26 protein-coding genes are annotated in these 22206 nt (G+C 47.5%); 4 read left to right on the forward strand and 22 right to left on the reverse strand.

Features of this window, described 5'->3' with window-relative positions:
- Window positions 1-79: 79 nt before the first annotated feature.
- The 7 genes from FNY66_RS05870 to FNY66_RS05900 all read right to left on the reverse strand — a co-directional run bounded on the left by FNY66_RS05870 (window position 80) and on the right by FNY66_RS05900 (window position 5572).
- Window positions 80-1039: a PfkB family carbohydrate kinase gene (locus FNY66_RS05870; RefSeq protein ID WP_150310558.1), complete on the reverse strand. Its 960-nt coding sequence runs from the start codon at window positions 1037-1039 to the stop codon at window positions 80-82.
- A 33-nt stretch (window positions 1040-1072) separates the two neighbouring features.
- Window positions 1073-2020, reverse strand: a complete 948-nt coding sequence (locus FNY66_RS05875; protein ID WP_150310559.1) for a TIGR03943 family putative permease subunit — start codon at window positions 2018-2020, stop codon at window positions 1073-1075.
- Between the two features lies 1 nt (window position 2021).
- A complete protein-coding gene (locus tag FNY66_RS05880; RefSeq protein WP_150310560.1) occupies window positions 2022-3143 on the reverse strand; it encodes a CobW family GTP-binding protein in 1122 nt (373 codons plus the stop codon).
- 49 nt (window positions 3144-3192) lie between these two features.
- Window positions 3193-3945, reverse strand: a complete 753-nt coding sequence (locus FNY66_RS05885; protein ID WP_087150118.1) for an exodeoxyribonuclease III — start codon at window positions 3943-3945, stop codon at window positions 3193-3195.
- Window positions 3946-4022: 77 nt separating this feature from the next.
- Window positions 4023-4772 (reverse strand): tRNA pseudouridine(38-40) synthase TruA, encoded by a 750-nt coding sequence (gene truA, locus FNY66_RS05890; RefSeq protein ID WP_150310561.1) that lies wholly within the window; start codon window positions 4770-4772, stop codon window positions 4023-4025.
- Window positions 4773-4774: 2 nt separating this feature from the next.
- The gene (gene nrdR, locus FNY66_RS05895; RefSeq protein WP_087150116.1) at window positions 4775-5224 is read right to left on the reverse strand and encodes a transcriptional regulator NrdR; all 450 of its coding nucleotides are present in this window, start codon (window positions 5222-5224) and stop codon (window positions 4775-4777) included.
- 93 nt (window positions 5225-5317) lie between these two features.
- Entirely contained in the window at window positions 5318-5572 is a 255-nt protein-coding gene (locus tag FNY66_RS05900; protein ID WP_087150115.1) for a PRC-barrel domain-containing protein, read from the reverse strand.
- A gap of 137 nt (window positions 5573-5709) precedes the next feature.
- Between FNY66_RS05900 and FNY66_RS05905 the strand changes: the two genes are divergently transcribed.
- The 4 genes from FNY66_RS05905 to trhA all read left to right on the forward strand — a co-directional run bounded on the left by FNY66_RS05905 (window position 5710) and on the right by trhA (window position 9654).
- Complete coding sequence (locus FNY66_RS05905; RefSeq protein WP_150310562.1) at window positions 5710-6084, forward strand: DUF3783 domain-containing protein; 375 nt, start codon at window positions 5710-5712, stop codon at window positions 6082-6084.
- An 84-nt stretch (window positions 6085-6168) separates the two neighbouring features.
- Window positions 6169-7749 carry a DUF975 family protein gene (locus FNY66_RS05910; protein ID WP_150310563.1) on the forward strand — a complete coding sequence of 527 codons (1581 nt, stop codon included), beginning with the start codon at window positions 6169-6171 and terminating at the stop codon, window positions 7747-7749.
- Between the two features lie 99 nt (window positions 7750-7848).
- Window positions 7849-8778: a carbamate kinase gene (gene arcC / locus FNY66_RS05915; protein WP_087150112.1), complete on the forward strand. Its 930-nt coding sequence runs from the start codon at window positions 7849-7851 to the stop codon at window positions 8776-8778.
- Between the two features lie 150 nt (window positions 8779-8928).
- Entirely contained in the window at window positions 8929-9654 is a 726-nt protein-coding gene (trhA, locus tag FNY66_RS05920) for a PAQR family membrane homeostasis protein TrhA (protein WP_087150111.1), read from the forward strand.
- Window positions 9655-9695: 41 nt separating this feature from the next.
- On the opposite strand, the gene FNY66_RS05925 is transcribed toward trhA, so the two are convergent.
- The 15 genes from FNY66_RS05925 to FNY66_RS05995 form a co-directional block, all read right to left on the reverse strand.
- Window positions 9696-10703, reverse strand: a complete 1008-nt coding sequence (locus FNY66_RS05925) for a sensor histidine kinase (protein WP_150310564.1) — start codon at window positions 10701-10703, stop codon at window positions 9696-9698.
- Window positions 10693-11373: a response regulator transcription factor gene (locus tag FNY66_RS05930; protein ID WP_087150109.1), complete on the reverse strand. Its 681-nt coding sequence runs from the start codon at window positions 11371-11373 to the stop codon at window positions 10693-10695. Before FNY66_RS05930 ends, FNY66_RS05925 begins: the two co-directional genes overlap by 11 nt.
- 76 nt (window positions 11374-11449) lie before the next feature.
- A complete protein-coding gene (locus FNY66_RS05935; protein ID WP_087150108.1) occupies window positions 11450-13531 on the reverse strand; it encodes an ABC transporter permease in 2082 nt (693 codons plus the stop codon).
- On the reverse strand, window positions 13521-14294 hold the full coding sequence (locus tag FNY66_RS05940) for an ABC transporter ATP-binding protein (protein ID WP_087150107.1): 774 nt from the start codon (window positions 14292-14294) through the stop codon (window positions 13521-13523). The genes FNY66_RS05935 and FNY66_RS05940 overlap by 11 nt, the downstream gene beginning before the upstream one ends.
- Before the next feature lie 272 nt (window positions 14295-14566).
- On the reverse strand, window positions 14567-15712 hold the full coding sequence (locus FNY66_RS05945; RefSeq protein WP_087150106.1) for a 1-propanol dehydrogenase PduQ: 1146 nt from the start codon (window positions 15710-15712) through the stop codon (window positions 14567-14569).
- Window positions 15713-15757: 45 nt separating this feature from the next.
- Complete coding sequence (locus FNY66_RS05950; protein WP_087150105.1) at window positions 15758-16528, reverse strand: DeoR/GlpR family DNA-binding transcription regulator; 771 nt, start codon at window positions 16526-16528, stop codon at window positions 15758-15760.
- A 115-nt stretch (window positions 16529-16643) separates the two neighbouring features.
- The gene (locus tag FNY66_RS05955; protein WP_087150104.1) at window positions 16644-17192 is read right to left on the reverse strand and encodes a BMC domain-containing protein; all 549 of its coding nucleotides are present in this window, start codon (window positions 17190-17192) and stop codon (window positions 16644-16646) included.
- 16 nt (window positions 17193-17208) lie between these two features.
- The gene (locus FNY66_RS05960; protein WP_087150103.1) at window positions 17209-18531 is read right to left on the reverse strand and encodes an SLBB domain-containing protein; all 1323 of its coding nucleotides are present in this window, start codon (window positions 18529-18531) and stop codon (window positions 17209-17211) included.
- 7 nt (window positions 18532-18538) lie between these two features.
- Window positions 18539-18805 carry a EutN/CcmL family microcompartment protein gene (locus tag FNY66_RS05965; RefSeq protein WP_087150102.1) on the reverse strand — a complete coding sequence of 89 codons (267 nt, stop codon included), beginning with the start codon at window positions 18803-18805 and terminating at the stop codon, window positions 18539-18541.
- Window positions 18799-19449: a phosphate propanoyltransferase gene (gene pduL / locus FNY66_RS05970; protein WP_087150101.1), complete on the reverse strand. Its 651-nt coding sequence runs from the start codon at window positions 19447-19449 to the stop codon at window positions 18799-18801. Before pduL ends, FNY66_RS05965 begins: the two co-directional genes overlap by 7 nt.
- A 106-nt stretch (window positions 19450-19555) precedes the next feature.
- Window positions 19556-19834, reverse strand: coding sequence for a BMC domain-containing protein (locus tag FNY66_RS05975; RefSeq protein WP_143449243.1), 279 nt, complete (start codon window positions 19832-19834; stop codon window positions 19556-19558).
- 136 nt (window positions 19835-19970) lie between these two features.
- Window positions 19971-20255 carry a BMC domain-containing protein gene (locus FNY66_RS05980; RefSeq protein WP_087150099.1) on the reverse strand — a complete coding sequence of 95 codons (285 nt, stop codon included), beginning with the start codon at window positions 20253-20255 and terminating at the stop codon, window positions 19971-19973.
- 48 nt (window positions 20256-20303) lie between these two features.
- On the reverse strand, window positions 20304-20579 hold the full coding sequence (locus FNY66_RS05985) for a BMC domain-containing protein (RefSeq protein WP_009003872.1): 276 nt from the start codon (window positions 20577-20579) through the stop codon (window positions 20304-20306).
- Window positions 20580-20598: 19 nt separating this feature from the next.
- A complete protein-coding gene (locus FNY66_RS05990; RefSeq protein ID WP_087150098.1) occupies window positions 20599-20952 on the reverse strand; it encodes a BMC domain-containing protein in 354 nt (117 codons plus the stop codon).
- A gap of 11 nt (window positions 20953-20963) precedes the next feature.
- On the reverse strand, window positions 20964-22175 hold the full coding sequence (locus tag FNY66_RS05995; protein WP_087150097.1) for a zinc-binding dehydrogenase: 1212 nt from the start codon (window positions 22173-22175) through the stop codon (window positions 20964-20966).
- Window positions 22176-22206 lie beyond the last annotated feature (31 nt).

Consider the following 22206-nt stretch of genomic DNA (forward strand, 5'->3'; position numbering starts at 1 on the left):
AATGTCTTCTTTTTACACATTGACAATGCAGCTCCCGCCTTTATTTTGAACCCCCGGTACCTTCGGATATCCGCTGGTTTTATTTTCCCAAGAGAGCCTCAACTTCCTCCCTCTCCGGCATGGACCGGATCGCGCCTTTCTTCGTCGTCACGATTGCTGCTGCCGCGTTTGCGAATGTGAGCAGTTCGCCTAACTGATCTTCCGTCAGATCATCAAATCCGTGCTCTACGATATAGTTCAGCGAGCTGCCGCAGAAGGTATCCCCGGCGCCTGTCGTCTCGATCGCCTTAACGGCAAATCCCGGGCGCTCTACGCATTTTCCTTTATAGTATGCGCGGCTTCCCTCTTTTCCCATCGTGAGAAGGATAAGCGGGATATTATATTTCTCCTGGAGATAGGCGATTCCCTCGTCATAATCCTCTTTTCCGGATACGAACTGGATCTCGTTGTCAGAGATCTTCAAAATGTCGCACACTCCGAAACCATATTCCATCTGTTCTTTCGCAAGATCGAGGGATGACCAGAGCGGCGGGCGCAGATTCGGATCAAAGGATACGAGACAGCCGGCGTCCTTTGCAGCCTGCACCGCCTTTTTTGTCGCTGCTCTCACTCCGTCATGTGTCATGGAGAGCGTACCGAAATGGAGGATTTTTGTCTGCGCGATAAACTCGGGATCTACTTCATCTTCCGTGAGCATCATGTCAGCTCCCGGGTTACGGTAGAAAGAAAATTCGCGGTCCCCGTCCGGAAATGTATGGACGAACGCCAGTGTTGTATTTACCGTGTCATCGACCATCAGATGAGATGCGTCGATTCCCGCATCTGTAATCGTATCTCTCAGCAATGTGCCGAACTGGTCCTTTCCTACTTTACCGAGGAATGCCGTCTTCTTTCCCATTTTATTAAGGAGAGCCAGTACATTGCACGGCGCTCCGCCCGGGCATGCCTCAAACATATTGTTTCCCTGTTCGCTCTGTCCGTTCATCGTGAAATCGATCAAGAGCTCGCCAAGGGCGATCACATCATATTTTTTCTCCATCTCAGAATACCTCCTGCTGATAATTGATTTACACTAATTAAAGTATACCAGTTCTTCTATCGGGTCTGCAAGCTCTATATGTTCCGCTTCCAGTACCGGACCTTCTCCGCGGTAGACTGACAGGTTCGCGAAGCGGATTTTTGCCCGGATCTTCACCCACTGCCCGGGCTTAAGTTTCGGTGCGTAAGCACTTCTGCACACATAACCGAGGAATGATGTATCATCCGCGCAGCATGTCATCGCCATGCGCCCCGCCATAAACACTTTTGCAGGAAATGATCTGGGCTTGAGCACCTTTGCGGTGTATTCCACTACTTTTCCTTTATATCTGTCCGGATTTTCCATCATATCTACATACCAGATACCGTAATCCTCTTTTTCAATCTCGATAACCGGGGCTTTCAGATCATAAGGAACTTCATCTTCAAATATATTTTCGATTTCTCCCTGTTCATCCTCAAAGATTACTTCTGCCTGCGGGCTTACTACTTTCACACTGCGGCGGTATCCCGCGAGAGGCTTAATATCCTCACAGCGGTTGAAGAGCACCATATCCGCGCCTCTGACCATTTCGACAAAGAGAGGCTTCAGATTTGTAAGATACATCTGAAACGTGCTTGCATCTACCGTAGTTATCTTCTGCTCAATACCCCACCCTTCAGGCAGCTTCAGATTCTCAAAGTCACTTACTTTCCACATGCCGTTGTATTCCACAACTACACGCTCCGGCCCGTGTTTCCTGTTCATTTCCTCAAGCCATTCTTCCGTCAGGTCTTCCTGGTCTTCGACCTTCTCTATGACAACGCCATACTTGAGCATTTCCATCGGATCATACTCTTCCTCTCCTTCTTCGCAGAGGATCAGCAGAGTCTTGCCGTCAATCTGGAAATAATCCTGCTCCAGTGTAAAAGTAAGGAACTGTGTCTTTCCACTGTCCAGGAAACCAGTCATAAGATAAACCATAACTTCCGGTTCATACATCTTAGTTCGCCTCCTGTGCCAGTCCGAATAATGCTGCCAGTTTATCCTCGTTGAGTTCGGCGCCGATCACACAGATCCTGCCCGTGTATTCCGGTGCTCCTGTACGGACTTCATGCTCCTCGGGAACCATATCGAAATAAATCCACTCGCCGTCAGCTCCTGCCACCATTCCTTTTGCACGCAGGACATTTCCGTAACTTTCGTCTGTCTCCAGTTCTTTCAGGATATTGCTGATCTGATCCTTTGTATATGTGTGGATTGTCTCACGTCCCCAGCTTGTAAACACATCATCTGCATGATGATGACCTGCATGGTCGTGATGGTGGTGATGGTCATGATCATGGCCGCAGCATTCGCCGCGATCGTGGTCATGGTGATGATCGTGCTCTTCATGCTCATGATGATGGTGTTCATGCTCGTGATGATGGTGCTCATGCTCGTGGTCATGGCCGCAGCACTCACCCTCTTCATGGTGATGACCGCACTCCGGGCAGATGATCTCGTCAAGAAGTTCTTCCTCAAGGGATTTACTGGATTCCATCGTCTCAAGAATCTTTTTCCCCGGAAGCTGCGCGATCGGAGTCGTGATAAACGGAGCCTTGTCATTGAGCTCCCGCAGCAGAACAACACTCTCTTCGATCTTCTCCGGTTTTGCCTTGTCTGTACGGCTTAAGATGACCGCTCCTGCATATTCGATCTGGTTGCTGAAGAATTCACCAAAGTTCTTTCTATAGATCCTGCATTTTGTCACATCCACAACTGTTGTGAAGCTGTTGAGCTGTGCATCAATCTCCTCCTGGACATCCTGTACTGCCTTGATCACGTCTGAGAGTTTGCCTACGCCGGACGGCTCGATCAGGATACGGTCCGGATGATATGTGTCCACTACCTCCCGCAGAGATTTTCCAAAATCTCCCACAAGCGAGCAGCAGATGCATCCTGAGTTCATCTCGCGGATCTCGATGCCGGACTCTTTTAAGAATCCGCCGTCAATTCCTATCTCACCGAATTCATTTTCGATGAGTACGACCTGCTCTCCTGTAAATGCCTCTGAGAGCAGTTTTTTGATCAGGGTTGTCTTTCCGGCTCCGAGGAAGCCGGAGATAATATCTATCTTTGTCATTTTCGTTCATCCTCCTTCTCAAACAATGAGATATTTAAGGTCAATTCTGTTACTTAAGATCCAGTTCAACCGGGCAGTGATCCGATCCCATGACATCCGTCAGGATCTTCGCGTCTTCAAGCCGGTCCTTCAGACTTTCTGAAACGCAGAAATAGTCGATGCGCCACCCTGCGTTTTTGGCACGGGCGCTGAACCGGTAGGACCACCAGGAGTAGATCCCTGTCTGTTCCGGATAGAAATACCGGAATGTATCAATAAAGCCCGCATCAAGAAGTTCTGTAAACTTCTGTCTCTCCTCGTCGGTAAATCCCGCATTCCGCCGGTTTGTCTTCGGATTCTTCAGGTCTATCTCTCTGTGAGCGACGTTCATGTCTCCTGTTACGATAACAGGTTTAGCTTCCTCTAGCTTCTTTAAATAAGCCCGGAAATCATCTTCCCATTTCATGCGGTAATCAAGACGCGCCAGCTCATTCTGCGAGTTCGGCGTATATACAGTAACAAAATAAAAGTCGTCGAATTCACATGTAATAACACGGCCTTCCTGATCATGTTCCTCGATGCCAATGCCGTACGTCACGCTGAGCGGCTCTTTCTTCGTGAATACCGCAGTTCCGGAATATCCCTTCCGCACAGCATAATTCCAGTACTGGTGATATCCCGGCAGTTCGAGGTCGAGCTGCCCCGCCTGCATCTTTGTCTCCTGGATGCAGAAGATATCGGCGTCCGCCTCTTTAAAAAAGTCAAGAAATCCTTTCTGGACGCAAGCCCGGATTCCGTTGACATTCCATGATATCAGTTTCATGCATACCTCCTATTACTTTCTGATCTGCACGATACCATACAGCTCACGCTGTTCGCGCAAGTAAGGGCAGATAATCTTTATCTGCCCCTTTGATCGTAATGTACCTCTCGCAAGAACAAGCCTCTTGCCGGGGCAAGAAATCCTGCCTGTCTTCGGTCTTTTGTAAGCAGGACCTCTGCCACACTCTCTACCGTGCGCTGGTGCAATCCTGCTTCAAGCAGTGTCCCCGTCAGTATCCGCACCATGTGGTAGAGAAAGCCTGTCCCTTCATAGCGGATGGTCACACTGCTGCCTTGTCCGCTGACTATTATATCATAAATTGTCCGCTTTGTGGACTTTTCGTCTTTTTTATCCGTATATCCCGCAAATTCATGGGTTCCTTTGAGTTTCTCCGCCGCTCTTCTCATAATATCAAGATCAAGCTCATGAGGAAAATGAAAGCAGTAACGCCTTTGAAACACATCCGGCTTTGTTCCGGTATCGATCCGGTACTCATAGACCTTGCCGACAGCGCTCTTTCTTGCATGAAACCCGCTTTTCACAAGGTCCGCCTCAAGGATCCGGATATCTTCCGGAAGAATCCGGTTGATTTCCTCTGTAAAAAAGCTCTCCGACGTTATTCCGCTCAACACTACACTTGCGGTCTGACCCGAAGCATGCACTCCTGCATCCGTCCTTCCGGATCCGTCTATTTCCACCGGATACCCGGCCTGCTCTGAAATCACCCGCTCCAGTATTCCCTGTATCGTCCTGTCAGTGTTTGCCTGGCGCTGCCACCCCTGATATCTTGTCCCGTCATAGGCGATCGTCAATTTATAGGTACGCATAACTATTGCAGGAACTTTTTAAGTTCGTCCATGAATGTATTCACATCCTTGAACTCTCTGTAAACAGATGCAAAACGAACATACGCCACCGGATCGAGATCTTCCAGTTTCTCCATGACGATCTCACCGATCACACTGCTCGGAATTTCCTTCTCTTCCCGGTTAAAAATCTCCAATTCTACAGCATCTATCGTCTTCTGGATATCTTCCGCCGGAACCGGCCGTTTGTAACATGCACTTAAGATTCCCTTTTCTATCTTAGAGCGCTGATACTGCTCACGGTTATTGTCTTTTTTGATCACGATCAGCGGGATTGTCTCCACTTTTTCATAAGTAGTAAATCTCCTCCCGCACTCGTCACAGGAACGGCGCCGTCTGATTGAACTTTTATCCTCAGCCGGTCTGGAATCTATAACTCTGGTATCCGGATTACCGCAATATGGACATCTCATAATATATTCCGCCTTTCTCAGCGCGGCTGCATCTGAAAAAGTCCTGATACCTGCATGCCGCTGCTGTTAATCTGCATACATTATACACAATCGTCAAAACTTTTGCAAAAACTTTTCCTCCTTAATTTCAACAATCACGATATCCGGTCCGATCTTCCGTATACATGCAAACGGAATCACATATTCACAGTCCGTCCCGAGGAAACCGCAGATTTTACCCGGCCCCGGGATAATAACAGCTTCCACCTCGCCACTGCAGATATTTATCTCCACATCCACGATACAGCCCAGGCGTTTCCCGCTGCAGATATTTACCACTTCTTTGTCCCGAAGTTCACAGAGTCGCATACTTCTTCACCACACAGCTCTTTATATGATATTGTATGCACATTTCCGAAAATATCCACCTTCACTTTTGTGCCTGTATGCTTTACAATAAAGAAAACATAACACCAACATCTTAACAATCAGGAGTGATATAAATAATGAAGGAAACAATTCTGCTATTCAATGCACCCGCCAGGGAGGAACTGCTCAAAATCGAGACAGCACTCTTTCCACTTCATATCCGGCTTAGGAAGATTAAAAAGGAAGATTACTGCCAGCCGCTTGGCGTCCTCGCCGGAATAAAGGAAATGTCTCCCGCAGAGTCAAAATACGAAGGGCCCGAACTTCCCGGCACTATGTTTGTATTCTGCTTCTTAAGCGATAGTCGCCTGAATAAGGTGCTCGCCGCACTCAGGCGATGCGGTGCCGGACCGTTCCCTTATAAAGCAATTCTGACACCCACCAACAGCACATGGACTGCACCGGACTGTTTTAAAGAGATCCGCAGGGAGCATGAGGCACTCCACAAATAGTGTCTCGTAACACTGCGGCTCTTGCAATTCCCCCGGTTTCCATATTATAATATACTATCATTTTATCCGGCGGAGGGATCTGGCATGTGGAAGAGAAAGGTAATTAAAAAGAAAGCAATGGCGCTCATGAAACAGGGATATTTTCGTATTCTTCCCGTCTGTTTTTTAATTGCCATGCTCACAACAGCATACTCCTTTTCCACAACGTTTCTAAACCTGCAGATTTCCTCTGGATCATTGGGCAACGATGCTGCATATGTATCCGGCATTCCCAATTCCGAAGCAGTTTTGGACATGGCAGTACACCTTCTGGAAGGAACTCCGCTGTCCGGAGCTTTAAACGGGATATTGTACGATTCCCTTTCAATGATCATTGATCTGTTTTCTACCAATATATCCGTATTTTTCAGTTTTATCCGCACCGCAAATTATTTCCTGACCGGAGAATTTTCTTCTGCCCTGATCTTTTCTATTGTCAGCATATTGTTTGCACTTTTTTATCAGGTCTTTATCAGTAATATCCTGCTTATCGGAGAGAAACGCTTTTTTATGGAAAACCGCAATTATCCGCAGACTGCCATCTCCAAAATCTTTTTTCTCTATAAACTCCGCTATCTACGTCATCCGGCATGGATAATGTTCTCGCGCACCCTGTTCCAGTCTGTCTGGAATCTCACGATAGTCGGCGGGATCATCAAACATTATGAATACATATTGATCCCGTATATTCTGGCAGAGAATCCGAAAATCAGCAGAAAAGATGCTTTTTTTCTGTCAAAGCAGCTCATGCGGCGCAACAAACGAAAGTTTTTCCTGCTTGATCTGTCTTTCCTCGGATGGCATATCCTGTCCCTGTTTACTCTCGGACTACTGGATCTGCTTTTTGTAAATCCCTATATTACTTCCTGCAGAACCGAACTATATGCCACACTCAGAAGGAATTATGTGTTGTCACGTTCAGCAAAATACGAAGAACTCAACGACTCCTACCTCGAACATGTTCCTTCTGATGACGAACTGCTCATCATCAAGGCATTATATGACGATTCTCAGGGACCGTATACAAAGATTTCCTACTTTGCCCCCGAGCAGTATCCGGTGTTTCTCTTTTCAGTACAGCCGCCGTTAAAAGCCGTAAGGTCGCCGTTAAAAGCTGACCGCCGATACGATCTTCTTTCGTATTTGTTTTTGTTTCCGGCATTTTCCATCTTTGGATGGGTACTGGAAGCAGTGATTAATCTGATAAACAGAGGCGTAATCCAAAGCCATACACCGCTGTATGGTCCCTGGATTCTGCTATACGGTATTTATGGCATCCTTATACTGTTTCTGTTAAAACGTCTGATCAGGAAACCGGTAGCAGTATTCCTGCTCAATGCACTCCTGTATTCACTGCTTGAATACTTTATTAATCTGGGGACGGAATTGGCATCCGGAGAAGGACTGCGCAATTACAGTGAGTTTCTCCTCAATCTGGACGGCAAAGTTTATCTAGGCGGCACTATTGCATTTGCATTGATCGGATGCGCGTTCCTGTATTATCTGGCCCCGCGGTGGGCGGACCGGTATATGAAGCTCGGCCATTCGAAAAGAATCCTTCTCTGCACAGTACTTTATATTTTGCTAATTGCCGACATTGTCTTTTCTGTATGTATCAGCAGTTGATTTTTAGCAGAAATGATAGTAAACTTTTCAGTAGATTATCTCTTAATAAGTGAATTAGAAAAACATGCCGCATATAATATGCGGCGGAATGGAGACATTATGAAAAAACGAGTAGTTTTAGCTTTAGGGCATCGCGCCCTCGGAACCACGCTGCCGGAGCAGAAGGCAGCTATCGCACGCACTGCAAAATGCATCGCTGACCTGATCGAGGAAGGTTATAAAGTTGCCATTACTCACAGCAATGCTCCCCAGGTGGGTATGATTCACACAGCTATGAATGAATTTGCAAAAGCTCATCCGGAATACACTGCATGCCCGATGTCCGTCTGCTCTGCCATGAGCCAGGGCTATATCGGATATGATCTGCAGAACGGCATCCGTGAGGAACTGCTGAACCGTGGAATCTACCGTACTGTCAGCACGATACTGACACAGGTCATCGTTGACCCGTATGACGAGGCTTTCTATACACCTACGAAAGTACTCGGCCGCTATATGAATGCGCAGGAAGCCAATGAAGAACGCAGGAAAGGAAACTATGTGATCGAAGAAGCCGGCAAAGGATTCCGACGTGTCGTATCAGCACCAAATCCGGTAAAAATCGTAGAACTCGACGCTGTCAACGCCCTTCTGGACGCTGACCAGATTGTTATCGCAGCAGGAGGCGGCGGTATTCCTGTCATGGAACAGGACAATCATCTGAAAGGCGCCAGTGCTGTGATTGAAAAGGATCTCGCCGCCGGAAAGCTTGCCGAAGGCGTTGATGCAGATATGCTCATCATTCTTACTAATGTTGAGCAGGTATGTATCAATATGGGACAGGAAAATGAGCAGCCGCTCGGAGAGATTACTGTCGAACAGGCAAAAGCATATATGGAAGAAGGTCATTTCGGTATCTACAACATGTATCCGAAGTTCCGGGCTGCCGTTGAATTTATCGAGCAGCGTGAAGGCCGCTGTGCTTACATCACTTCTTTCGACAAAGTAAAAGATGCTTTGAAAGGAAAGACAGGTACTGTTATAAAATAGTCTATATTATTTACAAAAGCCGGTGTATACCGGCTTTTATTTTGTATATTTTTATAATTGATTTTTATGAATTCTTGATGTAATATATGCATATACTAGATGTAGTTTTAAAAACCACTTGTAATTATAACATCCGGGAGGTGCATATTTATGGAAAATACCGGAACCATAACAAACGCAATAAATATAAGCAGTAAAGCTGCAATCAGAAAACAACAGCCAAAAAGATTTCACATCAAAGAGCCCGGCAGCGCAATCACCCATTTTATCGGAATGGTGATGGCTATCTTCGCAGCCGTGCCACTGCTGTTCAAAGCTGCCCGTGAACCGGACCGCATATATATCATATCAATGACCATATACGCAGCCAGCCTGATCCTGTTATATGCAGCCAGTACAACATACCATACATTTGATATTTCCGAAAAAGTAAATACAATATTAAAAAAGATCGATCATATGATGATCTCGGTCCTTATCGCAGGAAGCTACACGCCTGTCTGCCTTATCGTCCTGAAAGGCCGGCTCGGAATCATTCTTCTGTCGATCGTCTGGGCAATCGCTATTGCCGGAATCCTGATCAAAGCATTCTGGGTATATTGCCCGAAATGGGTATCATCCGTACTATATATCGGAATGGGGTGGACCTGCGTGCTGGCATTCACCCAGCTTTTGAACAATCTGTCGCCGGCAGCATTCGGCTGGCTCCTGGCAGGGGGTATTATTTACACGGTGGGCGGTGTGATATACGCACTGAAACTGCCGTTGTTCAACAGCAGGCACAAAAATTTCGGCAGCCACGAAATCTTCCACCTCTTCGTAATGGCCGGAAGCGCATGTCATTTTGTAGTAATGTATGCGTTCCTGCTTCCGTAATCTTCATGTTTGCCGGGAAAATCTCCCGGCAAACATATATTTCACACTCTCGGAAATATGATCGTCATTTCAAATCCTTTTCCCCGCTCGGACCAGACTTCCAGCTCGAGATTAAGATCCTCCGCCATCTTCTTAGAAAGATACAGTCCCATTCCCGTTGCTTTCTTCCCGGTATCAGTCGGATCTCCGGTAAACCCTTTTTCAAAAATATATGGCAGATCACACTCTTTCACACCGATACCATTATCGCGGATCCGCAGTATCTCTGCGGTCTCTTCCTGCTCCAGTGTTATCGTCAGTTTCGGACTGTCCGAACTGTATTTCACTGCATTGCTCACAATCTGTCCAATCAGGAACCGAATTCCTCTGCGGTCTGTAAATACTTTGATCGAAGGCATCCGTATACTGACCTGAAAATCCTTCTCTTTCAAAAGCAGACCGTACTCTTCCAGGACTTCCTCAATACAGACATTAAGATCCAGATGTTCAAAAAGATAGTCCTTTCGGGCGCTTTTTAAACGCGCGTAATAGAGGATCTGGTTAATATGCTCCTGGAGCTGACTCCTGACATACTCCAGTTTAAATGCAGCCGGTGCGGGAATCTCATCCCCCTGATTGTCCAGCACCATTGTCAGAAGCGACAGCGGCGTCTTCGTCTCATGCGCCCACGCCTCTACATATTCCTCATAATCTTCTGCCGCAGCTTCTGCTCTGCTCCGCAATAGCTCTTTCTCCCGCAGGATATTTCCCAGCAGGCGGAGCGATTCCCGTTCGGAGGCGCTGACCGTCCGGAGCAGCTTCTCCTCATTCAGCGCGTCAGGATGATTCAGGAATACCCGGAAAGCATTCTCTTTCCTCTGCTCAGCGCGCGCCAGTACAAATGCCACAGCAATAAATAATAAAACTGTCGCAAACAGGATCATCGGCAACAATACTGCAAAAGCCTTCGCATCGGAAAGCCATAATAAAAGCGCTGACATTGCGTCGAGCCCCAGCAGGAGCAGAAACCATGGAAGATACCGTGACAAATACTGCAGTCTATTTCTCATGCTCTTCATCCTCCAGCCGGTAGCCCACACCGCGGATCGGTGTGATCTTCTGTTCCATTCCAAGTCCTGCCATCGTCTTTTTGAGCCGTGTCAGATTAACCTGGAGTGCATTCTCATCTATATATTCTGCCGTGCCCCACAGCGCCGTACACAGGTCATCTTTTGTCGCTGTCCTGTCACTTCGTGAGAGAAATGTCTCGAGCAGCCTGCCCTGATTCTTCGGAAGTATAGCAGAATTGTTATTGATGTATACCGTATAAGTCCGGCGGTCCAGGAGAAAGCCCGGACCTTCCAGTAGATTCGCCCTTCCTTCATAGCGCTTCAATACGTTGGATACCCTGGCAAGCAGCCGCTCCCTGCGGCATGGTTTGGTCAGATATTCGTCTGCTCCCAGTTCAAGTGCGTGCAGCTCATCCTTCAGCTGATCTCTCGAGGTCAGCACCAGGACCGGAAACGAATTCTTTCCTTTTATCTCTCTGCATATCTGAAATCCGCTGGTGCCCGGAAGATTAAGATCGAGCACCGCAAGATCGGGAGATAGCTGCTCTATCTGCTCTGGCACCTGTTCAAACTCAGTGATTTCTTCCACTTCATATCCTGCTTTTCTAAGCATCAGAGCCAGTTCCTCACGCATCAGAGGCTCATCCTCCACAACTGCAATCCGTTTCATCCCGTTCTGTTACCTCCTGACTTCATCACTTTACACCGACACCAGACACGTCGCCTTTCCGTTTCTTCCGATGCCGTCATTCTTCTCTCTCCGGCACCATAAGTTTCAGCAGATACCTTCTGCTGGAGCGCTTCACCGCAGACATATAGATATATTCTATCACACAGAGTACAAGAATCATAGCCGCTGAGATGAGCATCAGCTCCTGGACAGATCCCTGTGTCCTTGGAGAGAGCAGACCGGAGAACAATGCCCTCACCGCGAACAGACTGCTGGCGGCAGCTACAAGGACCGGGATACCGAAATACCAGTTAACCTGTTTCTCAGCTGACCTGCACAGAGCTTCATACACTGCGCCCAGCCGTATCAGTGTCTTATACCTGCGGTTCGTCTTCTGCTGGTTCATCAGGAACTGGACCCCGATCACGGTATTCGCAACGATGATAAAGATGATCGCCAGATAGATTGTAAGGTAGCTGGCGGCAACAATATAGAAAAGCTGACGCCCCATATTCTGCAGATAACTCTCATAATTCAGACCGGTACCATTCAGTCTGTCATTCATACCCGAAATTGCCTGCATAAGGCCGACTCTCTCTGCTGTACTGCTGTCCAGCACCCCGTTTACATAAACATCATATCGATTCTGTGTATAGTATTGAAATGCTTCATCCGGAAGGATAAGGGCAAAGGACAACGTAATCGAACTGTCTGTCACGACTCCTGTTGACTGTACTGTCCCGGTCAGCCGCAGAGATTCTCCGTGAAGCTGTACTTCCGGGCTGCCGGCAAGGATTCCGTTCATAATTCTGATACGGCTGTCATTGACAAACTCTCTGTCCATATATACAGCACCTTCATTTTCTTCCAGTGCCAGTTCCGGAAGCCCTGCGATGCGGAGCAGTTCATTATATCCGCTCAAAGAGATCAGATGAGGGAAATCTGCGTATTCCAGATTATTCAGGAGCACGTCTCTGTCCTCTGAAACAGGAAGTTTTTCAATCTCTCTCATCACACTGTCCATTGTATACATATTTTCAAAATCATCGTTTTTCGCATAGATATGGCCAATCTTCATTTCAAACAATTCGGAAAACGACGTGTCCAGACCTGTCTTTTTAAGAATATCCAATATATCTTCCGCGCTCTGTTCCTGATTTGGCTCGTCTGTATATTCCGGCAGGAATGTATAATCGAGGACATGCGTCTCCGACTTCCCGTAATGGGCAGCCATCGCCACACCTGCGCCGAAACAGCAGAGCGCAGCCAGAATCAGAAGCGAACTGACCGCCATAGTACCTGACTGGCGGATTACATTTTCCTGTAACTGCCGTACATTGAATATATGAAGACGGCGGTCGCGTTTTCCTGTCCGCAGGATCAGACTAAATACAAATCTCAGGCCAAAGAAAAACAGAAGCGTGCCTGCAAATCCCAGCAAAACTGTAAGCCCCATTATACGGATCTGATACCAGGACATACCTCTGATAGCCAGGTAATAAGCTGTTCCGAGACACAATATGCCGCCAAGGAGCGACAGCGCATAGACCGGTGCCGGAAGCTGTCTGCGTGTTTCTTCCGGTCTTTCTGCCAGTAGAGAACCGATCTCCCTGCGGCTGATTTTCGCACTCAGGATCAGGAAGGCCGCCAGTTTAATAATAAAGAATCCTGCTGCCGTCCAAAGCACTGCCTCCAGTGACAACGAGAAACTGTGCCCGATAATCCCTAATCCCACCAGCCGGGCAGTCACCAGACTGATAATCTCCGACAGGAGTACAGCCGCCGGAAGTCCGATCAGAAGAGCGATGATACTGCTTCGTATATCTTCCGCCAGAAGGAGTACAAACAGCCTGTTACGCGTCATTCCCATCATCAGGTACATGCCGATCTCATGCCTGCGCCGCTCAAGCTGAAATTTGCTTGCAAAGTAGATAAGGAAAAATAGAATGATCAGTGTCATTACATAAAAGACCGGAATCATTCCCAGGAGACGATTTACTGCATCGCTTTCCATTTCCTGCAGAAAGAGCATAACATCCTGGCGTGACAGTGAGAGTATAATGTAAAATGCTATGATCGCGATCAGCAGAGTTGCAAAAAACATTCCGTTCTCTTTCCTGCTTCTCCGGCTGTTACGGGTGATCAGATTAAAGAACATTTGCGCTCCCTCCTCCCAGCTGAGACATCACTTTCAGTATCCTGTCGTAGAACTCCTGCTGTGTTTCATCCGGAGTATCCCGCCTGAGCTCGTGAAAGATCCGCCCATCCTGAATGAAAAGAATCCTTTTGCAATAACTTGCCGCATTCGAGTCATGGGTCACCATCAGGATTGTCGCATTCTCGTCCTGATTCAGTCCCGCAAGCTTTTTCATAAGTGTTTTCGCATTCCTGGAGTCCAATGCTCCTGTCGGTTCATCAGCGAGTATGATCCCCGGGTCCATGATCAGCGCCCTTGCCGCTGCGACACGCTGCTTCTGCCCGCCGGACATCTGAGACGGGAATTTGTCCAGTACATCTGTAATCTCAAGATAAGAGGCCAGACGTGACAGCCTCTTTGAGCTCTCCTTATCCGATACATTGTGAAGTGACATCGGCAACATGATATTCTCCCGCCCGGTCAGATTATCAATCAGCTCGAAATTCTGGAACAGGTATCCGATCTCTCTTCCCCTGTACGCCGCCAGTTTTTTCCCTTTCAGCGAATGGATTTCCGTACCTTTCATCATGATCTTACCGCTGCTTGGCTCTATCACCGTGGCAATGCAGTTTAAAAGCGTCGATTTACCCGAGCCGCTGCTCCCCATAATACCGAGGAATTCTCCTTCCATTACCTGTAATGTGATTCCATCCAGGGCTTTCGTCTGATTCCCCTGTCTACCGTAATATTTCTTTAAATCCTCAATTTCAAGAACCGTTTCCATTATCGGCACCTCCCTTGTTCTATGCTATGATGATAGCATATGACAGGGAAAGAAAACACTTACAGCTGATGAAAGGTTTTATGAATTGTTTTCAAATAAGTCAAAAAAGCAGCCGGGAGATATGTATTGTGTACGCACCTTTGAGCTGCGTCGGCACTTGGAGCGCGTCTTTTGCGCTCCTACGTACCGTTACGCAGCGACAGAGCGAAAGCGCGTGCGCTAACAATACATATCTCCCGGCGGAAATTTTTACTTATCTGAAAATCCGTCTCCTACCAGAGAGCTTTATAAATCCTTATTACATCATCTTTTGTCGGCACTCTCGGATTCGTTGCAGTACATGCGTCTTCAAGCGCCGCATCAGCCATACGGTCAATTGCCTTGAAGTATTCGTCCTCCGAAATAGTACCGATCTGTGAGATTGACAGCGGAATATCCATCTCTTTCAACATGAACTGTACCCAGTTCACGAGAGATCTGACTGTCATGATCTTATTATAGCTGCTCAGTCCCAGTATCTGGGCCACCGTTGAGTATCTCTTCACGGCAGGAAGATACTCCGAACGGCTCTTGCTATGCTTATTAATGTCACTGTTAAACTCAATGATATGTGGCAACAGCATTGCGTTAGCGCGTCCATGGGGTATGTGGAATGTAGCTCCAAGCTGATGTGCCATACCATGATTCAGGCCAAGCGATGCACAATTGAATGCAAGTCCTGCCAGGCAGGACGCCGAATGCATCTTCTGTCGTGCATGAGTATCATTTCCGTCAAGATATGCTCTCAGGAGGAACACTCCACATATCTCAATCGCTTTCTCGGCCAAAGCTGTTGAGAAATCATTTCTGTTCGTACTGACACACGCCTCCAGGGCATGTGTGAATACATCCATTCCCGTATCTGCCGTAATAGCCGGGGGAACACTTTTTACAAGTTCCGCATCAAGGATTGCTTCGTCCGGTGTCATAGATCTCGCCACCAGCGGATACTTCACCTGCTCTTCCGGATTTGTGACAACCGCAAACGATGTTACTTCTGAACCGGTTCCACTTGTCGTAGGAATAGCGATCAACCCTACTTCAGCATAATGATCTACCCGGAGCGCGAACTCGCGGATCGACTTTGATGAGTCGATAGCAGAACCGCCGCCCACTGCGACGATCGCATCCGGTCTGTACTCGAGCATCTTTTTGACACCCTCGCTGATTTTTTCAATCGGCGGGTCAGGCACCACATCTTTAAATATCTCAAACTGCTTATTGCCTCTCTTCAAAGGATCTGTAACCAGATCTATCAGTTCACCCTGAGCAATGAACGGATCCGTTACTATCATTACTTTCTGATAAGGGATCTCCGCAAGCCGTTCAAGTGCCTGATCTCCGAAATATATTCTTGTTTTAATATCAAAGCTTTTCATAGCTGTCCTCTCTTCATTCAGACCCGGTACATCATCCAGTACATTCTATTTTGGATAAATGCACTGGATACCTGAATCTTTAAATACCTGGAGCCATTTATCCTCTGGTTTCTCATTCGTTATTACTGTTGTCAGGTCATCCAGAGTTCCAATCTCCGTAAATGCTATCCGGTCAAATTTGCTGCTGTCGATTGCCAGGATTTTCTCTTTTGCCGCTTTAAGCATCGTTCTTTTATTGTTGGCATGCAGATCATCTGAATCCGTAAATCCTGCTGTTACGTCAATGCCCTTACAGGAAATTATAGCTTTGTCGACATGATAGCTGCCGAGCATCCTGTCAGTCTGCGGCCCCACGAGTGCAAATGATCCCTCCCTCGATGCACCTCCTGTCGACAAGACAGTCCAGTCCTGCACATCAAACAACTCAATGATAATCTCGATAGAATTGGTTATAACTGTCAGGTTTTTCCTGCCTTTCTCCTGCAGCGCTTTCGCAATATACACCGCGGTCGTGCTCGCATCAAGCATAATACTGTCTCCGTCCTTTACCAGTCCGGCTACCAGCTCTGCTATATGCTGCTTACCTACGATATTACGGTTCTTTCTGATATTAAACGGCAGTTCAATATTAACATTTTCGTTGATAACGGCTCCGCCGTAACTTTTTATAGCATAGCCGTCATTCACCAGCTTCTCTAGGTCGCGTCTGATTGTTTCCTCCGAAACGTCATACAGCTGGCTTAATTCACTTACAACAACTCTTCGGTCTGTCTGAAGCTTTTCCAGGATCTCGTTACGTCTTTCTATTGCAAGCATCCCACTGCCCCCTGTCAACGACAAAACAGACCCTCCGACCGCTCTGCACCAGTACGGAAATACACCCGTATCACTGCAGGTTTAAGCAGGGGAGAGCCTGTCTGTTCTTAGCTTTTTATAAAATTGCATCGCGAATCTGAGCATCCGGATGAGCGATAACTGACGAATCGAGGAACATGCCTCTGTCTTTCACCGCTTCTTTTGCCCGTTCGATCGCTGCTTCAACAGCAGCTACTTCGCCTGTCAGCAGCATATATGATTTTCCGCACATACCCCTCGCGATACGCAGCTCGATCAGATCGACGATCGCTGTCTTTGCCGCTTCATCGGCCGCCACAATAATGGATGCAGCGTCGTACGTCTCAAAGATACCGAGTGCTGACACATCCTCTATCTTTGATGCACCGTAAATCGCCGGGAAAATAGATTCATGCGGGTTTCCGAGTACAAAACTGTCGATCAGGTGGAAACCGTGCAGCTCTTTGGCATTGTCCACCGCTGCTTTTACGGCGCTTAAGTCACCTGTAATGATCGCAATATACTTACCCGGACATACTGTCTGAGCTTCGATTATACTGACTTCAGAGGTCTTTACCATAGCGTCTGTCGCGGTAATGCCTGCTGAAACAGTCTTATATTCTACCATTCCAATTGCCTTACTCATTGCCTGCACGTCCTTCCTAAGTTTCTATAATGACATACTTGTCATTTACTTCCGTCACTGTTCCTGTGACTGATGCGTGGATGCCCACGCTCAAGCCTTTGCCCGGTTCAGCGATCATCTGTCCCTTTGTTACCTTGTCGCCCTTCTTCACGATCGGGGAAGCAGGAGCACCTATATGCTGGCTCATCATGATCTTCACCTTTTTAACTGCGATCTCAGATTCATCCAGAGGCGCTTCTTTGTTATATTTCGTAAGATCGATCCTTGCCATCAGGCGTTCCATTGGAACTTTTCTGTACTCTCTCTCCGGTCCTACCGGTTTTGCTTCCACATGTGGAGCTTTAATACCGTTCGCCCTCAGACCCGCTTTATATTCAGCCATCAGGCTTCTTGGCGAGAGTCCCTGGAAGCAGGAATACAGTTCGCAGACGCCGCAGGAAGAACAGAACATCGTATTTATAAAAATGTTCGGCTCCTGTATATCCTTGCAGGTAGCTGCAAGCATGAATTTATTCGGCTCAATCGGGTGTCCGAGCAGATGTCGGGGACATAAGTCCGTACACATCGTACACTGACAGCAGCATGCCGCTGCGCGTTTCATATCGATTGAGTTTTTCTTTAATTTTTTCTGAATGATATAATGATCTTCCGGCAGTACGAGGATTGCATTCGTCGTCTTTGTCACCGGCTGGGCCCCTGTCCCGATATTTCCCATCATAGGACCGCCCACAAAATATACCGGATTCGGCGTTGTCACATGTCCGGCCTGCGCGACCACCTCGTCAAGAGGTGTGCCGATAGGAACACGGACTGTAATCGGATTCTCTACCTCAGCAACAACAGATACCAGCTTATCTTCAACAGGTGTATTTTCATGTAAAGCCCTGTAAGCATTGTATACAGTCTCTACATTAAATACTGCAACGCCGCTCTCGATCGGAAGTCCGCCCGGGCGTACAACTTTCCCTGTCACTTCGTAGATAAGAACTACTTCATCGCCGGCGGGATACACCTCATCCAGCAATCCAAGTCTCATTTCCGGATATTTTTCAATAACAGCATTTACTGCTTCGATCGTCTTTTTATATGCTTTTTTAATCCCGATGATAGCTTCTTTTGCTCCGACAGTCTCAGCTATCGTATGGAACATTTCTGCAATCTCGGCTGCATGCTTTTCAAGAAGCTGTCTGTGCAGCCTCAGGAGTGGCTCACACTCCGCACAGTTCAGAATGATCGTTTCCGCACGCTCGTCCAGCTTCGCATATGTCGGGAATCCTGCACCACCTGCACCGACGATGCCGTTCTGCTGCAATATGCTGCTTAACTCTTTCATATCCATAATTCCACTACTCCAGTCCTGATCCGTCGTCAATAATACCTACAATCGCCGCGTCGACAGGTGCATCAGGCATACCGCTTCCTATTCTTGCCGCACTGCCCTGTGCCACAAGAACATATTCGCCGATTCCCGCGCCAATCTTGTCGATCGCGATAAGCTGGTCTGCGCCGGAGTGCATATGTTCCAGAATATCCACGATCATAAATTTATTGCCGACCAAGTTTTCACATTTGCGCGTTGAAACTACGCTTCCAACCACTTTTCCTATCAGCATGATAAAATCCTCACTGTGTCTCCGGTCGCAATCTTCGCAGCATTTGCCTCATCTGTATCAATGTGCATTTCAAGCGTAAAACTGTCGTCCACACGGATCTTTACGTGATTGAATATTGTTCCTCTTTCATTATCAGCTTTTACAGACACGATATCGCCATCGTGTACTCCGGCCGCCATTGCATCCCTCGGAGACATATGTATATGCCGCATAGCAATAATACATCCCTCATTAAGGTAAAGCGCTCCTTTAGGCCCTACTACAGCAATTGGTGCACTTCCGGCAATATTCCCGGACTCTCTGATTGGAGCTTTCACTCCCAGTTTAATCGCATCTGTAGCGGATATTTCTACCTGAGTCTGTTTTCTGACCGGGCCGAGTACCCTGACATTTTCAATCGCACGTAGCTTGATTCCCACGATAGTTACGGTCTCATTCGATGCAAACTGTCCGCCCATGAGCTCTTTTCTCTTTGTAAGCTGATAGCCTTTACCGAATAATACTTCTACGTGTTCCTGTGTAAGATGGATATGTCTTGCGGACACTCCGATCGGGACAAGATATCCCGCATCATCGGAAGATTTCTGCTTTTCTACTGCTTCCAGGACCAGCTTTGTAATTAATGCCACATTACTGTTATCCATATTTTGATTCTCCTTGTATTCACGGGGAACTGATACAGTAATCTGATCAGCTCCCCGGATGATTCGTCAATAACACGTGATTATTGGCTTGTCAATAATATCTCTCTTATTTAAGAACCGGAAGAATCTTCTCCACATCATTGTGCGGTCTCGGGATTACGTGTGTAGCTACTAACTCGCCGAGTCTTCCGGCAGCCTCTGCTCCGGACTCAACTGCTGATTTAACAGCTCCTACGTCTCCACGTACCATAACTGTTACAAGTCCGCTTCCGATTTTCTCTGTTCCTACGAGAACTACGTTAGCAGCCTTTAACATTGTATCTGCTGCCTCGATTGACGCTACCAGACCTCTTGTTTCCACCATTCCTAATGCTTCCTGTGACATTCTTCGTTCCTCCTTTTGAATTGTTGGTTGTTCTTGTACCTGTTCTGCCTTCTGCGCCGTCTTTCTCACTCTTCGTACAGTTTTCGCCGGCGCTTTGGCTGTTGTTTTCTTTTCTTCTGCCATCCTAAACTGCCTCCTAATCTACTCTGTTCGCACTGCCGTTAACGATCTTGAGTACCTCCTCATGGGGACTCGGAATCACTACAGCGCACACAGGCTTTTTGATCCCACCTGCTTCGGCAGCTTCGACAGCCTGTTTCACAGCAGATACGTCGCCGCGGATAATGATCGTAACCAGTCGTCCGCCCAGTTTTTTCTCCCATGTGACAAACTGCACATTTGCTGTCTTGCACATGATATCTACGGCAACTACCGCCGCTGTTACACTCGGGATTTCAAAAAATCCATACGCATTTCCCATGAGACTGCTCCTTTGCTTTAATGTAAGGACCTCCCGCAAGCAGTATGACTATACAGTAGGAAGGATCTTCTCCACGTCGTTGTGCGGTCTCGGGATTACATGTGTAGCAACCAGTTCTCCAAGTCTTCCTGCTGCGTCTGCTCCTGTCTCTACTGCAGCTTTAACAGCTCCTACGTCTCCACGTACCATAACTGTTACAAGTCCGCTTCCGATCTTCTCTGTTCCTACCAGAGTAACCTCTGCTGCTTTTGTCATTGCATCTGCAGCCTCGATTGCTGCTGTAAGTCCTCTTGTTTCAACCATTCCTAATGCAAGCTGTGCCATTGCCATTGTTCATTTCCTCCTAAATCTCTTCAATATCTTTTTCATTGATGATATGTGGTTCACCTTTATCTAATCCGGTAAGCTTCAGCATCTTTTCTGTATCCTCTGTCGGTCTTGCGATCTTATAATCGGTCACAACGCCTGCAAGCTCCTCGGCTCTCGCCTTTGCCGCTTCAAGCGCCGCCGTGACATCGGATACGCTTCCGCGGAATTTGACCATGACGATCAGTGGTACAGGTAATTCATCTGCATTTGCCGGTTTGTTTTTGTCGAATTTCTCAAGCCATACATCTCCGGCTTTGCACCCGGCGTCAGCCGCCGCAAATGCCGTAGCCAGCCCGAAAACCTCCAACATACCTACTGCTTCTCCCATAATGATCCACCTTATTTATTAACGATAGCGATCTTAAGGCCTTTCTGTGCAAGATTTGTCTTGTGAGCCTCATTGATCTCCTCAAGCGGGAATCTGTGAGTGATCAGTTCTTTCATCGGAAGTCCGATTGCCTGTGCTCTCTTCAGGAAATCAAATGTAGTCGCATAATCTCTCAGTGTGTATACCCAGGAGCCGACCAGATTGATCTCTTTGGAGCAGAGGTCAAAGTGCGGATTGATCGTAGCGTCTCCGCCGTTGATGAAGAATCCGAGCTCGCAAAGTCCGCCGCCGTTGCGGATAAATTTGTAAATGTTCGCATGTGCTGCCGGTGATCCCGTGCACTGGAATGCGAAATCTGCAAGGTGTCCGCCGAATGCGTCTTTGACTGCTCCCGAAAGAGCCTCGATACCTTTGTACTCCATGAAGTTTACGGACTTATCAGCGCCCATTCTCTTCGCGAAGTCAAGTCTCTGCTGATTGCCGTCTACTGCGACGATATTCTCGATACCCAGTGTACGGAGAACTGCGATACAGATCAGACCGATCGGTCCGCATCCCTGTACGACAACTCTGCTGTTGAATCTTAAGATTCCTGTTGTCTTCGCTCTCTCTACTGCATGTACAAGAACTGCACATGGCTCGATGAGGATTCTGGAATCAAGATCAAGGTCGCTTACGTTGAATACGGAAGATCCTTCACGGATGAGGATGTAGTCTGAGAACCATCCGTTCAGATGAATGTCATCATCCGGAAGCAGTCCGTATACATCAGCGCCTCCCACGTTCTTCTTGTTCAGGTCGAACATCTCGATATCCGGGTCATCTTTGAAGATCATACATGTAACGACTTTATCTCCGACTTTCAGCGGTTTTCCTGCACTGTCTGTCTTAACGTTTTTACCCATCTTGACGATCTCGCCTGTTCCCTCGTGTCCGAGTGCTACAGGAATGAGTCCGAACGGGTCTTTCTTAAATTCATGAGCATCGGTTCCGCAGATACCGCATCCCTCTACCTTTACAAGGATATCGCCATCCCCTACTTCCGGAATCGGGAATTCTTTTATATCATAATGCTCAAGTGAAGTCAGCATAGCGACATGTGCTGTCTTCGGAATTGCCTGGCTTGCCGCCGGCTGTGAGCCTGATGCCGGAATCTTCTTGTCCAGCATGCTCTCAAGCACCTGTTTAACAACGGCTTCCACATTTGCGGAATTCATTTCCATGTTATCTACCTCCTGTTTCTGTTTTCCTTAC

It is taken from the genome of Mediterraneibacter catenae (genome assembly GCF_008691045.1).
Classification (GTDB): Bacteria; Bacillota; Clostridia; order Lachnospirales; family Lachnospiraceae; genus Mediterraneibacter; species Mediterraneibacter ornithocaccae.